Here is a 12,891-nt window from a genome sequence, read left to right as displayed (position 1 = left end):
GAGCGCGCGGTGACGAACGCGAGGGAGCCCGACTGGGCGTACGTGGGCAGGTCGCTGCTCAAGGTCCTGGCCGTCACCGCGGCGCTCTGGCTGGCCCTCGTCGTGGCCGACCGGGCCTTACCGCTGTTCGTCGAGACCGGCGACGAGCGGATCGCCCAGGTGTACGGCACGGCGGCGCGCGTCGCGAACCCGGACGAGCGCATGCACGGCTACCTCGACCGCGGCAGCCTCCTGACGACGACCTACACGCTGTGGGGAGAGCCGCGCGGGGCCGGCCCCGGCGAGGGCGGCACCGATTACGAGATCGTGGAGGACGTCTTCGGAACCGTCCGGGCGCCCCTGCTCGACGGGCCCTCCGGCAGCCTGGCCGACGCGATCGACTCCGTGGAGGCGGACCCCGACGGCGTCTCCGGGACGGCGGCGGAGACGTCCCGCGACATCATCGACGGGCTGCCGCGGACGCTCGACGCCGTGGCGGTCGTGGACTTCGCCGACTCCGTGACCGCCGGGCAACTCGTCGCCTTCAACCGGCGCCACAAGATCTGCGGAGGAGAGGACGTCTCCTACATCTACTCGCCGTCCTACTTCGACGACTCCGGTGATCCGCCCTCGCTCAACGCGGTCGTCTGGAACCGCGACATGGCCAACCACACCTGGGAGAACACCACCTATCAGTGCGAGACCGAACCCGAGGCGGCGCTGGCCGCGTACCGCGAGTGGGTGGGGATCCTCGACGAGAGCGACGACCTGGACGCGTTCGAACTGACCCGCGGGTGGCTCGTGACGGCGGCCGAGGAGGGCGTCGTCTACGGGCTCGTCGTCGACCGCTGGAAACTCGCCGACCTGCGCGAGCTCCTCGACGACCCGGTGGTCGAGGCGGTCCATCTCGCCGACGTCGCCTTCGACTTCGGCGCGGAGTGACCACATCACCGGCGGTTTCTCGGGTAGGGCTGCGTTCCAGGGCTCTGTGTGCATCCGGGGGGAACACATGGTGACAGGGCAGAAGCCGGCGAGCCGGCTCCGGGCGGTGCCGCCGCGCCTGTGGATGGCGCTCGTCCTGCTGATCCTGGCGGTGGTGTTCATCGTGCAGAACCAGCAGGACGCGACCATCCAGCTCTTCATGATCGTGCTGGTCGCCCCGTTGTGGATCACTCTGGTGGTCTGCACCGCGATCGGGATGGTCATCGGCGCGCTGATGGGCCGCCGGGGCGGATGAAACAGGTCACAGGCGTCGGCCGACGGTGAGGACGGCTGACCAGTGGCGGGTGAGCCGTCCGTCAGGGCGGGCGGCGAGGAGGCGGCGGATCTGCCGGTAGAGATGTTCGCGCTTGTCCGGCTCCATGGCGATGTGGCCGGAGAACGTGTCGAGCAGGGCGAGATACTCGTCCGCCGTGTAGCGCAACGCCCATACGTAGAGCTTCGTCCCGACCACCGTGAAATGTCCGGAGGCGTCGAACTCGGCGGCCATGGGGTCGTCCTGCTCCTCGGGCGTCGGCCCGGGCCACGGGCCGTCGTGGCCTTCGCCGATCTCTTCGTAGGTCTTCTGGATCTCGGTGAAGAACGGGTCGAAGTCCGACGGCATCGCGTGGTCGGCGTTCCACACGGCCAGGTGACCGCCCGGGGTGAGGAGGGAGACCGCCTTGGCGTACTTGACCTCCGGGTCCACCCACTTCCAGGCCGTGGCCGCGTACACGAGGTCGAAGCGGTCCCGCGGCTCCCAATCCTCGAACGACGACGTGATGACGGAGACGCCGGAGAATCCGGCGAGGCGGCGTCGCGCCTCGGCGGCCAGGGCGGCGCCGAGTTCGACCGCGGTGATCCGGAACCCCATCCGGGCCAGCGGCAGCGTGGCCTTCCCCGGGCCGCAGCCGACTTCGAGCAGGTGGGCGGAGGGGGTGACCCCGGTGACGTCCAGCAGATCGGCGTAGAGCTCGGCGGGGTAGTCGGGGCGTGCGTCCTGGTAGGTGGCGGCCGCCCGGTCGAAGGTGGCTCGGAGATCGCGGGACATGCTCCCCATCCTGGCAGCGCCGCGCCGGTGACCGGGAGTGGCCGGGTGGCCCTCGCCTGGTGCGGTCGGAAAAATCCTGAGGTGAGCTGTAGTGGAGAGCCTTTCCCGTTCGTCAATCCGACGAAAGACAGCGAAACGACCGAACACACGACAGGAGCAGCCCGATGAAGTACCTCATGCTGGTGTGCACCGATCCCGACTACAAGCCCGGCCAGGACGAGGGGGCCCCGGACGTGGAGGACTGGGTCAAGGAGATGGACGGCAAGGGCATCCGGCTGATGGGCGAGCGCGTCCGCCCGGTGAGCGACGCGACCACCGTCCGCGTCCGCAACCGTGAGGTGCTGCTGACCGACGGTCCGTACGCGGAGACCAAGGACCAGATCGCCGGCTTCGACGTCATCGACTGCGCCGACCTCGACGAGGCCATCGAGGTCGCGTCCAAGCACCCGATGGCGTGGGCCGGGATGATCGAGCTGCGGCCGTTCTGGACGGACGGCGAGGACTAGCCGCAGGTGAAGGACGAGATCGCCGGGATCTACGCCGACGGGTGGAGCCGGATCGTGGCCACCATGATCCGGTTCACCGGCGGCGACTGGGACCTGGCCGAGGAGTGCGCGCAGGACGCGTTCACCAAGGCGCTCCAGAAGTGGCCGGAGTCCGGGGTGCCCGACCAGCCGCTGGCGTGGCTGACCACCACGGCCCGTCACCGCGCGATCGACCGGATGCGCCGCGCGGCCGGCGAGGCGGCGAAGCTGCGGGAGGCGGCCGCCATGGAACCACCGCCCTACCTGCGTGACAGCGAGATCCCTGACGAGCGCCTGGAGCTCATGTTCACCTGCTGCCATCCGTCGCTGAACCTCGATGCCCAGGTGGCGCTGACCCTGCGGAGCCTGACCGGCATGAGCACCGCCGAGATCGCGCGGGCGTTCCTGGTGCCCGAACGCACCATGGGCCAGCGCATCTTCCGCGCCAAGCAGAAGGTCGCGCACGCGGCCATCCCCTTCCGGGTGCCGCCCGCGCACCTGCTGCCCGACCGCCTTCCCGCCGTGCTGCACGTGCTCTACCTGCTGTTCAACGAAGGGTACGGAGATCCGGCGAAGGCCCGGCTCTGCCAGGAGGCCATCCGCCTGGCGCGGGTGGTGACGGTGCTGATGCCCGACGAGCCTGAGGCGCAGGGCGTGCTCGCGCTGATGCTGCTGCACGACGCCCGGCGACCGGCGCGCGTGGACGCGGCCGGAGATCTGGTCACCCTCGACGAGCAGGACCGCACGCTGTGGGACCAGGCGCGGATCGCGGAGGGCGCCGCGATCTGCGAGCGGGCGCTGCGCCGGGGCCGCGCCGGGCCGTTCCAGCTCCAGGCGGCCATCGCGGCGTGCCACGCGACCGCGCCGCTCGCCTCCCGGACGGACTGGCCGCAGATCGCCGGACTGTACGCGGAGCTCGCGCGCATCGCGCCGAGCCCGATCGTGGAGCTGAACCGTGCCGTGGCGATCGGCATGGTCAGCGGGCCCGAGGCGGCGCTCCGCCTGGTCGACGGGATCACCGGGCTCGACGGCTATTACCTGTTGCACGCCACCCGTGCTGACCTGCTGCGACGCGCGGGCCGCGGGCAGGAGGCGGAGGGACACTACCGGGCGGCGCTCGACCTCGCGCCCACCGACGCGGAGCGTCGTTTCCTGCGCGGCCGGCTACAGCAGCCGTAGCAGCCGCATCGCGTCCTCCTCGATGCGCGAGAGTTCACGGAGGATGGCCCCGGCCTGCTCCAGGTGCGCCGCGTCGCCGCTCTCCCCCGCCTTCGCGATCAGGGCGGACACGTCCGTCCACAGGACGGCGGCCTCCGCGTACAGCCGGTGACCCGCGCGAAGGTTGCCGTCGTCGATCAGCCCGGCGCACTCTTCGAGGAAGTCGCGGTAAAGGACGCGGAACAGGGCGCCGCCGGTGCCGGCCTGCTCCATGAGGAGGGCGGCCCGCGGCAGGTCCCGCGCCGGGTCGTCGGCGCGGAGCAGCCATCGGGGCACCTGTTTGGCGGCTTTCGCGATACCGCGGTGACCCAGGTTCGCGATGGGCGCGGCGAGGAAGGCGTCGGCGCAGTCCCTGATGGCGCCGGCGAGCTGCTCCTGCCAGGGCGGCGTCGGGTGAGGCGGCAGGGTGATGGTGAAGGACCGGTGCCTGGCGGTCATCGGACCGCGTTCGGCCCGCGCCCTGGCGAGGCCGGCCCGGCTCGTGCGCACCGCTCCGCCCTGCTGGCCGGTGTCCACGAGGTGGACGTCCTGCTCGTCGTAGCCGTACATGGCGACGACATGGCCGCCGAAGTGCACCTTTGTCGAGAAATAGTCCAGATGGTACGAGTCGAGCTGGAGCCCGACCGGCCGGCCGGCGTCGATGGGGGCGGCCACGTTCTCCCACGCCTTGCGCGGTGAGGCGGTCTCCTTCACCGTCAACGTCAGCCCCAGCCTGGCCGCCAGGTTCCTGGTCAGCTCGAAAGGCTTGACGCGGCCGCCGAGGAACGGGAACGGCATGCTCTTGCCGTCCCAGTAGACGAAGGACAGTCCCGACCCCAGCCCGAACAGCAGAGGTTCGGACAGATCGAGCCCTTCGTGCCGCAGCAGCACCCCGAGCGCCGTCGTCTCGCAATGGTGCAGGCCGCGGGCCTCGATGTCCTTGACGATGGTCATGCGCCGCTCTCCTCGTGTCCGGTCACCAGCATGGGGCCTCCCCCCGTGGGAGAGTCCAATCGGCCTACGATCACGCAATGATCAGGAGACCGACAGACACCTGGCGCGCACATGTCGCCGACTTCGCCGCGCCCTATCCGGAGCCGTTCGTGGCGGCGGCCGAACGGGTCCTGACGTCTTTCGAGGCCGAGGTACGGCGCTTCGGCTCGCCCTCCGACGACGAGGTCCTCGCGGCGATCCGGCGGGTGGTCGAAGGGCTCAACGCCGTGGACGGGACGCACGACCACGACTTGGACACCGTCGAGCGGGAGGAGTTGTGCGAGTTCATCGACGACGTGCTCACCGAGGCGGGGATAGACCTCGACGGGCTCGCGGCCCGTCGCGGCATCAAGCGGTTCGAGCTCACGGACGAATGGCGCGACTGGTGACCCACCCCTTCTTACCGAACCCCGCACGCGACCGGGACGGCCGCGTCTGGGACCTGCTGTGCGTCGGGATCGCCGTCGGGGTCGTCTCGTGGGGCGCCGTCGGCGCCTGGACGGCGGTCACGGTCGGGAACTACCCGTGGAACAAGTGGATCCCGTTCGCCTACGGTGCCACCAAGGGCGTGCTCCTCGGCCTGCTCGCCGCCGCCGGCGCCCTCGCCGTGCTCCGTACCGGGCGGCGCTTGCCGGTGTTCGTCCTCGCCTTCGTCGGCGGCGGCCTCCTCGGCACGGTGCGAGATCTTCTCGGCCCCCCGGCCCCCATGCTGTACTTCTTGGATCCGCTTCCGGCCGAGCGGTGGTACTGGACGACGACGATGCTGCTGCACTGGGCGGGCAAGGTGGCGCTGCCCGCCGTCGTCTGCGCCGCGGCCCTGACCCTGCTGGCGGCCCGCCCGTACCGGCCCCGTCAGTCGACCGCGGCCGGTGCGGCGCTCCTGCTCGCGGGCTTCGCGCTGCTCCTGCTGCCGATGATCGCCTCTTCTCTCGCACCAGAGATCCAGGGCAACGGTGAGCATACGAACCAGGAAGTCTGGGCGTTCCTGCGCTGCTGGGGGCTCGGGATGCCGGTGCTGGCGGCAGGGGCGGTCCGTTTCTCCTCGCATCTCGCCGGACGCGGAAGGGCCGGCCGGCTTGACAGGGGTGGAGGCTAACCGTTAGCTATAGGGGCTAACGGTTAGGGGTCGCGATGCGGCAAGAAGTGGTGCTGGCGATGCTGGCCAAGGAGCCCTCCTACGGCTACCAGCTGCGTGCGCGGCTGCGGGACGCGCTCGGTCCTCTCGGTGAGGCGATGAACGCCGGGCAGGTCTACGTCACGCTCACCCGGCTGGAGAAGGCCGGCCTCATCGCGGTCGAGGAGACCGCCGGCGGCGCCGACCGGTCGGATCGCAAGGTGTACGCGCTCACCCCCGACGGCCAGCAGCGGGTCGCCGAGTGGATCGCCGAGGTCAGCTGGCCCAAGCCCGACCTCGCGGAGTTCCATCTCAAGCTGATCGCGGCCGCGTCGGCCCGGCTGGCCGACCCGCTCGCCGTCGTCGACACCCAGCGCCGTGAGTTGCTGCGCCGGCTGCGTGACGTCCAGCGCGCCGCCATGGCCGAGCCGGACCGCTCCGACCCGGCGCTGCTGCTGGAGGGCATCGTGCTCCGGCTCCAGGCGGACCTGCGCTGGCTGGAGGCATGTGAGAAGGACTGGACCCATCGAAGGAGTGGATCGTGACCATCGCCGCCGACCCGCCCGTGCTGTCCGCCCGCGGGTTACGTAAGGAGTACGGCACGGGGGACGGACTCGTGCGCGCCGTCGACGAGGTCGATCTCGACATCCGCGCCGGGGAGACGGTGGCGATCATGGGGCCCAGCGGCTGCGGGAAGTCCACGCTGCTGCACCTGCTCGGCGGTCTGGACCGGCCTTCGGGCGGCGAGGTGTCGCTGAACGGCCGCCGCGTCGACGACCTCAGCGAGAAGGCCCTGTCACGGATGCGACGGACCGACGTCGGCTTCGTCTTCCAGTCCTTCCACCTGATGGAGGAGCTCACCGCCGTGGAGAACGTCGAGCTGGCGGCGCTCCTGGCCGGACGCTCGCCCCGGGCCGCCAGACGGCGTGCCGAGGAGTTGCTGGAGCGGGTCGGGCTCGCCGGCAGGTCCGGCTTCCTGCCTTCCACGCTGTCCGGCGGCCAGCGGCAGCGGGTCGCGGTCGCCCGCGCGCTGAGCAACGAGCCGCTGGTCGTCCTCGCCGACGAACCGACCGGAAACCTGGACAGCGCCGCCACCCTGGACGTCCTCCAGCTCTTCGAGGGCCTCCACGCAGCCGGCCAGACGCTGGTCATCGTCACCCATGACGCGCGGATCGCCGCCACCGCGGACCGGTTGCTCTCGATGCGCGACGGCGCGTTGGTGGACGAGACCTGGTTGACCGGCGGCACCACCGGGCGGCTCGGCGCCCTCGCCGGGCTGGAGGACTGAAGGTGACGGGCCGCATCCTGCTCGTGGGCCGCCTCGCCGTGCGCGACCTCCGGCGGCGCCGCGTCGAGGCCGTGCTCATGCTGCTCGCCATCATGGCGGCCACCACGACGTTGACACTCGGGCTCGTCCTGCGCGACGCGGCCGCCCATCCGTACCAGAGCACCCGGGAGACGACCGCCGGTCCCGACGTGGTGGCGGGCGCAAGCCGGTCGGCGGAGCTTCCCCTCCTGGAGGAACTGGCCGGCGACCCCGACGTCGTCGACCACGGCGGACCGTACCCGGTCACCGCGGCGAAGCTCCAGGCGTCCCGGCGGACGTCAGACGTGCAGGCCGTGGGACGCGACGCCGCACCCGCGTCGGTCGACCAGCCCGAGCTGGTGGAGGGCAGCTGGGTCAGCGACGGCGGCGTGGTGGTCGAAGCCGCCTTCGCCCGTGCGTTCGAGCTGCGCGTCGGCGATCCGGTCACGCTGAGCGGCCGGTCGTTCGAGGTCGTCGGTGTCGCGGTCACCGCCTCCATGGCGCCCTATCCTGGCGGGTCGTGCCTGGTCGCCGCCGGTTGCCTGCACGGCGTCGTGCCCGACGACAGGGCCCTGCCCGCGGGGTTGTCGCACAATCCCGGCCTCGTCTGGCTCACCCAGGCGGACGTGCGGGGCCTCGCCCCGGGACCGGACTCGCTGTCGTACGTGATGAACCTGAAGCTGGCCGACCCGGGCGAGGCCCAGGCGTTCGCCGACACGAAGCATGGCGATCTGCCCATGCAGCCCTGGCAGACCATCCTCGACGACGCGACCGAGCTCGCCGAGGACTCCCAGATCCTGCTGCTGATCGGAGCCTGGCTGCTCGGCCTGCTCGCCGTGGCCAGCCTTTCGGTGCTGGTCGGCGGCCGGATGGCCGATCAGACCCGGCGCGTCGGGCTCCTCAAGGCAGCCGGCGGCACCCCTGGCCTGGTCGCCGCCGTGCTGCTCGCGGAGTACGTCCTGGTGGCCGCCGTCGCGGCCGCCGCCGGTCTGACGATCGGCTCGCTGACCGCTCCGCTGCTCACCGAGCCCGGTGCCGGCCTGGTCGGCAGCGCGGGCACGCCGTCGATGACGTGGTCGACGGCCGCCTCCGTGACCGCCGTGGCACTCGGGGTCGCGCTGGTCGCGACCGTCGTCCCGGCCGTGCGCGCGGCCCGCTCCAGCACCGTCGACATGCTGGCCGACTCGCCACGCCCACCCCGCCGCGTCGGCTGGCTGATCGCGATCTCCGCGCGACTGCCCGTCCCGCTGCTCCTCGCCTCGCGGATCGCCGCCCGCCGGCCGCGACGGGTCGCGCTGGCCGTGGCCAGTATCGCGATCACGGTCAGCGGGATCTACGTCCTCCTGGTGCTCGACGCCTTCCTCGGCGACCAACCACTCGCCGGAGGATATGACGACTCCCAGGTGGCCGTGCTGCGCCACGTGCTCCTGGTCTGGACGGTCATCCTGCTCTCCCTCACGGCGGTCAACGCCGTCGTCATCACCTGGGCGACGGTACTCGACAACCGGCGCTGGTCCGCACTGGCGCGCGCCCTCGGCGCCACCCCTCGCGAGGTGAGTACGGCACTGACCGCCGCGCAGGTGCTGCCCACGCTCGCCGGCGCCGTCTTGGGCGCCTTCCCGGGAGGCTTCGCGCTGTTCGCCGCGGTGAACGCGATCAGCGGCGGTGACAGCGGCAGGGCCACGCTTCCCGCGCTCTGGCAGCTACTCGCCCTGGTGCTGGCGGCCGTCCTCGTGGTGGCGGCGCTCACCTCCGTCCCGGCCCGACTCGGCGCCCGCCGCCCCGTGACCGAAACCCTCCGGGCCGGCTGAGTGACGCCGTGCCCTACGCGGTACAAGGGCGCTCCACGGCGGGTTCGGGGCGGTGCACGCCGCGCGGCCGGTAGCCGAGAGCGTCCGCGACGCCCGCGAGGTCGGACAGCAGCCAGAGGATCGCCAGCCACATCTCCGTCCCCTGCAGCCCCGGCACGGTCGCGGCGGCGCCGGCCGTGGTGGGGTGCGGGGCCTGGAACCCGAAGCCCAGGCCGTCGGTCCAGTGCCCGAGCGCGTCGGTGAGCAGGGTCCTGGCCAGGGTCGTCACCTCTTCGGCGCGGTAGCCGGTGTGCCGGGTCAGCCACAGCGGGTGCGCGATGTCGAGGACGTCGCAGGCGTTCTGCCGCTCCGGGCGGACGTACCGCGGATCGCGGGCGTGCCGCAGCACCGTGTCGACGACCCGCTCCGGGTACGGCAGCGGCACCCCGAACTGGGCGAAGGTGCCGCGCGACGCGCGGTAGAAGCCGTTGACGAGCCGCAGCAGCCCGTCGATCGGCCGCGCCGAACCCCACATCCCGGTGTCCGGATCGGCGTGCGTGAGCAGCCATCCGAACAGGGCCTCCGTGGTCCCGGGGCGCACCTGCTCGCCGTTCCACAGGATGGCGGTGCCCAGGATGTCGACCCAGTGCCCCGCTCCCCAGGCGTCCCGCGTCCAGGGCAGGCTCTCCAGGAAGGCGATCAGTTCGCCGGCCTCCATGTCGGCGACCGGCCGGACCGGCGCGGGGAACCGGCTGCCCAGCAGGTCGAGCGCGTAGCCGACGCACAGGACGTGGTAGCCGACATCCGGGTCGGACAGCCCCGGCTCGGGCCGTCGTCCGCCATCCGCGAGCGGCGTCTCCGCCAGGCCCGCATCAGGCCGGCCGCCGGCCGCGAGCAGCGTCTCCGCCAAGCCTGGATCGGGCGCCCTCTGGCTGCCGTCCGCGAGGAGCGTACCCACCAGGCCCGTCGCCGGGTCCTGCCAGGAGCGCAGCCGGTCGCCCTGCTCGTCCGCCGGCATCGGGCCGGGGGCCCGGCCGAGCAGCAGGTCGGCGATCTCGATCGCGTCGCACTGGGCGCGGACGGTGACGGCCGCGCCCGGCCGGTCGACGAACGCCCCGCCGAGGAGCCGGGGGTCGAAGCAGCGTGCCAGGACGTCCTCCGCCTGCTCACGCGCGGTCTCCGCGAACCCCGCCACCGCAGTGGCCAGGTCGCCGGCGGGCGGCTTCAACCCGGGAACCCGCCAGCGCAGCACCTTCGCCGGGTTGCCGCCGACGATCGCGCCGGCCGGGACGTCCTTGGTGACGACCGCGCCGGCCCCGATCACCGCGCGGTCGCCGACGGTCACGCCGTCCAGGACGACCACGTGGGAGCCGATCCAGACATCGTCCCCGATCTCGATGCCCCGGCTGGTGAGCGGCTGCCGGAAGACCTCGACGTCGGGATCGGACATCGTGTGGTTGAACCCCAGCAGCGAGGTGTGGGCGCCGATCCGGACCGCGTCGCCGATCCGCACGTCGCCCCGGACGACGGTGTAGGGGTTCATGGAGCAGTCGCGTCCCGTCCGCACCGAGCCGCTCAGGTAGGCGCCGGCGGCGACGTAGGTGCGCGGGCCGAGCCGCAGCTCCTCGTTCTGCACCGAGGCGAGCTCGGAGACGAAGCACCTCTCGCCGAACTCGTAGCCGGCGTGCCGTCCGGTGAGAGCGCGCTGGAGTTCGAGCTGCCTGTCCTGTTCTTCCTGACCGGCTTCGTCCCAGAAGGACCAGGGTGAGTAGTCGTGATGGTGACGGGCGAACGGGGCGTCGCCGTCGAGAGCGGTGGTGCCCATGCCAACCCCCGGGAAAGCGTTTGCCTACACGCTAACCCATGGCTCGCGGCCACGATCATGGCCCGGCTTCGATGGGATACGCTCGTCCTCCTCCCGAGCGTCCGAGGAGCGTGACCGCATGAGGCGCTACAGGAACGGCCGGCTCGCCGCGGTTCTCGCCGGTCTCTACGCCGGTCTGGTGATGCTCCTCGGCATCCCCTCGGCGGTGATCCTGCTGACCGTCCAGGACCCGATCCTGCTGTCCGGCTTCGCCCTCATGGTCGTCACATTCCCGCTCGGGCCCCTCATCTGGTGGGGATGGCACTGGGTCCCGCCACAACTGGACAACCCCGTACTGCTCATCGTGCTGCTCACCGGAGCGGGCCTGCTGCAGGCGTATCTGCTCTGGCGCGTCGCGCGTGGCCCCGTGATCTCGGACTGATGCCACGCGGGCGCCCCGTCCCGGGACGGGGCGCCCGTGTCGCGTCAGAAGTCGTCGGCGGTGCGGATCCGGTCGCGGACCCAGACACCGGCCTCCTTGAGCCTGCTCGTCCCGGCGAACGAGCCGCTCGGGCAGGTTCCGGTGGTGAAGACGGCGCCCGTACGGAAGTCGTCCGAGAAGTTCCAGTTCACCCAGCTGATCTTCTTCTGGGCCATGAGGTCGAGATACTGCTGCGACCTGGCGAAGTTGTTGGCCCCGTCGCCGGACGCGGTCTGCGTGCCGAACTCGGTCACGAAGATCGGCAGCCGGTCGGCGGCCCGGGACAGCGTGTTCAGGTACAGGCTGTCGTGCGAGGCCGCGTAGAAGTGGAACGTGTACATGATGTTGGCCGCGTTGACCGGGTTGTTGATGATCTCGGTCTCGTTGCCGCCGGCGGAGACGCCGAGTGACGACCAGCCCCGGGTGCCGACCAGGATTGGGGCGTCGGCGTCGTGCTGCCGGATCACCGGGATGAGCTGGTGCGCGTAGTCGCGGATGACGGGCCAGGTGACGGCGTCGCCGTTCGGCTCGTTGGCGATCTCGTACAGGACGTTCTTCTTGCCGTCGTGCCGCTGGGCGATCTCGGTGAAGAAGGTCTTGGCCCGGCTGAGGTTGTACATCGGGTCACCCGGGGTGAGCATGTGCCAGTCGACGATCGCGTACATCCCGCGGGCGGTGGCCATCTCGATCAGGGAGTGCACCCGGTCGGTGAACAGCCGGGGGTTGGTCTCGTACCCGCCCTCCTGGATGTACATCGAGATGCGCAGGACGTCGGCCTTCCAGTCGTTCGCCAGCGCGTCGAGCGACGCGCTGTTGAGGCACTGGTCGTACCACTGGATGCCGTGGCTGCTCATGCCGCGCAGCTGGATCTGCTTGCCGTTCTCGTTGCAGAGCTTGATGCCGCACACCCGCAGCTGCCCGTTGGCCTGGACCGGGGTGCCGCCGCCGCTGCCTCCCGTGAGAGTCCCGAAGACCTCCAGCTCCCACAGGGAGTAGCCCCACTGGGTGCCGCGCTGGGTGCCGTACACCCGCACGTACCGGCCGCTGCCGCTGACCGTGAGGTCGTCGGTCCCCCCGTCACCGGAGGCGGTGGAGTAGACGTCGCTCCAGGTGGAGCCGTCGGGCGAGGTCTGCACCCGATACGCCCTGGCGTGGGCCACCTCCCAGGTCAGCCGTACCCGGGAGATGGTGTGCGCGGCGCCGAGGTCCACCCGGATCCACTGCGGGTCCACCCCCTCGGCGCTGGCCCACCGCGTGGACGCGTTGCCGTCGACCGCCTTGTCCGGCTCCAGGCCGGCGGCCTCGACCGAGGAGGCCGTGACGGGCCTGCCCTGCGACACCAGCGGGTCGGCCACGGCCGCGCTCGCGCCGGAGGGCACCATCAACGGCGCCACCAGCGCGGCCACGACCGCGAAGATCCTCGCACCTGCACTTCGCCTCACGAACGACTCCGATTCTCCGGGGCATATTCGGTTAGGAAAGTTTCTTAACGTGCGGCGCAGCATAGGTTGACACGGAACCCTCACACAAGGCCCAAGTTCCAGAAAAGGACGTCGGTCAGCGTCAGCCGAGCCCTCGTAGGAGGACGACTGATACCCGCCATCCGCAGCCCGGGATCCCGCCCCTCAAGGGTGATCGTCCCACCCACCGCGGCGGCGGTCTGCCCCTGTCCGG

The 12,891-nt window shown here is 71.4% G+C and carries 13 protein-coding genes and 1 pseudogene; 10 read left to right on the top strand and 4 right to left on the bottom strand.

Translation table 11 applies throughout. The features are described from left to right. The first annotated feature begins 9 nt into the window (after positions 1–9). Positions 10–921, top strand: coding sequence for a hypothetical protein (locus ACZ6YG_RS30700; protein ID WP_466019937.1), 912 nt, complete (start codon positions 10–12; stop codon positions 919–921). Positions 922–988: 67 nt separating this feature from the next. Beyond that, the gene (locus ACZ6YG_RS30695) at positions 989–1,216 is read left to right on the top strand and encodes a LapA family protein (protein WP_148036527.1); all 228 of its coding nucleotides are present in this window, start codon (positions 989–991) and stop codon (positions 1,214–1,216) included. Between the two features lie 6 nt (positions 1,217–1,222). On the opposite strand, the gene ACZ6YG_RS30690 is transcribed toward ACZ6YG_RS30695, so the two are convergent. After that, positions 1,223–2,008 (bottom strand): methyltransferase domain-containing protein, encoded by a 786-nt coding sequence (locus ACZ6YG_RS30690; protein WP_466019936.1) that lies wholly within the window; start codon positions 2,006–2,008, stop codon positions 1,223–1,225. A gap of 164 nt (positions 2,009–2,172) precedes the next feature. Here ACZ6YG_RS30690 and ACZ6YG_RS30685 point away from each other — a divergent pair, with 164 nt between their 5' ends. Together ACZ6YG_RS30685 and ACZ6YG_RS30680 are read left to right on the top strand one after the other, a co-directional pair. Then, complete coding sequence (locus tag ACZ6YG_RS30685; RefSeq protein ID WP_148036525.1) at positions 2,173–2,514, top strand: YciI family protein; 342 nt, start codon at positions 2,173–2,175, stop codon at positions 2,512–2,514. A 6-nt stretch (positions 2,515–2,520) separates the two neighbouring features. Next, positions 2,521–3,711, top strand: coding sequence for an RNA polymerase sigma factor (locus ACZ6YG_RS30680; protein WP_466019935.1), 1,191 nt, complete (start codon positions 2,521–2,523; stop codon positions 3,709–3,711). Here the strand turns inward: ACZ6YG_RS30680 and ACZ6YG_RS30675 are convergent. Beyond that, positions 3,697–4,683: a BtrH N-terminal domain-containing protein gene (locus ACZ6YG_RS30675; protein WP_466019934.1), complete on the bottom strand. Its 987-nt coding sequence runs from the start codon at positions 4,681–4,683 to the stop codon at positions 3,697–3,699. The two genes, ACZ6YG_RS30680 and ACZ6YG_RS30675, sit on opposite strands and share 15 nt — an antisense overlap. A 77-nt stretch (positions 4,684–4,760) precedes the next feature. On the opposite strand from ACZ6YG_RS30675, the gene ACZ6YG_RS30670 reads away from it, so the two are divergent. Genes ACZ6YG_RS30670 through ACZ6YG_RS30650 form a run of 5 tightly spaced genes read left to right on the top strand, consistent with a single transcriptional unit; the run spans position 4,761 to position 8,953 of the window. Further along, positions 4,761–5,111, top strand: coding sequence for a hypothetical protein (locus ACZ6YG_RS30670; RefSeq protein ID WP_466019933.1), 351 nt, complete (start codon positions 4,761–4,763; stop codon positions 5,109–5,111). Further along, positions 5,096–5,818: a hypothetical protein gene (locus ACZ6YG_RS30665; protein ID WP_466019932.1), complete on the top strand. Its 723-nt coding sequence runs from the start codon at positions 5,096–5,098 to the stop codon at positions 5,816–5,818. Before ACZ6YG_RS30670 ends, ACZ6YG_RS30665 begins: the two co-directional genes overlap by 16 nt. A 35-nt stretch (positions 5,819–5,853) precedes the next feature. After that, positions 5,854–6,381 (top strand): PadR family transcriptional regulator, encoded by a 528-nt coding sequence (locus ACZ6YG_RS30660; RefSeq protein ID WP_271277691.1) that lies wholly within the window; start codon positions 5,854–5,856, stop codon positions 6,379–6,381. Next, positions 6,378–7,124 carry an ABC transporter ATP-binding protein gene (locus tag ACZ6YG_RS30655; protein ID WP_271277692.1) on the top strand — a complete coding sequence of 249 codons (747 nt, stop codon included), beginning with the start codon at positions 6,378–6,380 and terminating at the stop codon, positions 7,122–7,124. The genes ACZ6YG_RS30660 and ACZ6YG_RS30655 overlap by 4 nt, the downstream gene beginning before the upstream one ends. 2 nt (positions 7,125–7,126) lie before the next feature. Continuing rightward, complete coding sequence (locus ACZ6YG_RS30650) at positions 7,127–8,953, top strand: ABC transporter permease (protein ID WP_466019931.1); 1,827 nt, start codon at positions 7,127–7,129, stop codon at positions 8,951–8,953. 1,216 nt (positions 8,954–10,169) lie between these two features. Here ACZ6YG_RS30650 and ACZ6YG_RS30645 read toward each other — a convergent pair. Then, positions 10,170–10,325 (bottom strand): annotated as a pseudogene (locus ACZ6YG_RS30645) (DapH/DapD/GlmU-related protein); the annotation flags it as partial. A gap of 550 nt (positions 10,326–10,875) precedes the next feature. On the opposite strand from ACZ6YG_RS30645, the gene ACZ6YG_RS30640 reads away from it, so the two are divergent. Next, a complete protein-coding gene (locus ACZ6YG_RS30640; protein ID WP_466019930.1) occupies positions 10,876–11,178 on the top strand; it encodes an SCO4225 family membrane protein in 303 nt (100 codons plus the stop codon). Between the two features lie 44 nt (positions 11,179–11,222). Here ACZ6YG_RS30640 and ACZ6YG_RS30635 read toward each other — a convergent pair whose 3' ends face one another. Beyond that, on the bottom strand, positions 11,223–12,659 hold the full coding sequence (locus ACZ6YG_RS30635) for a cellulase family glycosylhydrolase (RefSeq protein WP_466019929.1): 1,437 nt from the start codon (positions 12,657–12,659) through the stop codon (positions 11,223–11,225). Positions 12,660–12,891 lie beyond the last annotated feature (232 nt).

It is taken from the genome of Nonomuraea sp. NPDC054003 (genome assembly GCF_055585125.1).
This window is presented reverse-complemented; position numbering and strand designations above follow the sequence as displayed.

Excerpts from the sequence above, each read along its gene's own strand:
- ACZ6YG_RS30695 (WP_148036527.1), top strand. The coding sequence starts at position 989 with ATGGTGACAGGGCAGAAGCCGGCGAGCCGGCTCCGGGCGGTGCCGCCG.
- ACZ6YG_RS30690 (WP_466019936.1), bottom strand. The coding sequence starts at position 2,008 with ATGTCCCGCGATCTCCGAGCCACCTTCGACCGGGCGGCCGCCACCTAC.
- ACZ6YG_RS30685 (WP_148036525.1), top strand. The coding sequence starts at position 2,173 with ATGAAGTACCTCATGCTGGTGTGCACCGATCCCGACTACAAGCCCGGC.
- ACZ6YG_RS30675 (WP_466019934.1), bottom strand. The coding sequence starts at position 4,683 with ATGACCATCGTCAAGGACATCGAGGCCCGCGGCCTGCACCATTGCGAG.
- ACZ6YG_RS30670 (WP_466019933.1), top strand. The coding sequence starts at position 4,761 with ATGATCAGGAGACCGACAGACACCTGGCGCGCACATGTCGCCGACTTC.
- ACZ6YG_RS30665 (WP_466019932.1), top strand. The coding sequence starts at position 5,096 with ATGGCGCGACTGGTGACCCACCCCTTCTTACCGAACCCCGCACGCGAC.
- ACZ6YG_RS30660 (WP_271277691.1), top strand. The coding sequence starts at position 5,854 with ATGCGGCAAGAAGTGGTGCTGGCGATGCTGGCCAAGGAGCCCTCCTAC.
- ACZ6YG_RS30640 (WP_466019930.1), top strand. The coding sequence starts at position 10,876 with ATGAGGCGCTACAGGAACGGCCGGCTCGCCGCGGTTCTCGCCGGTCTC.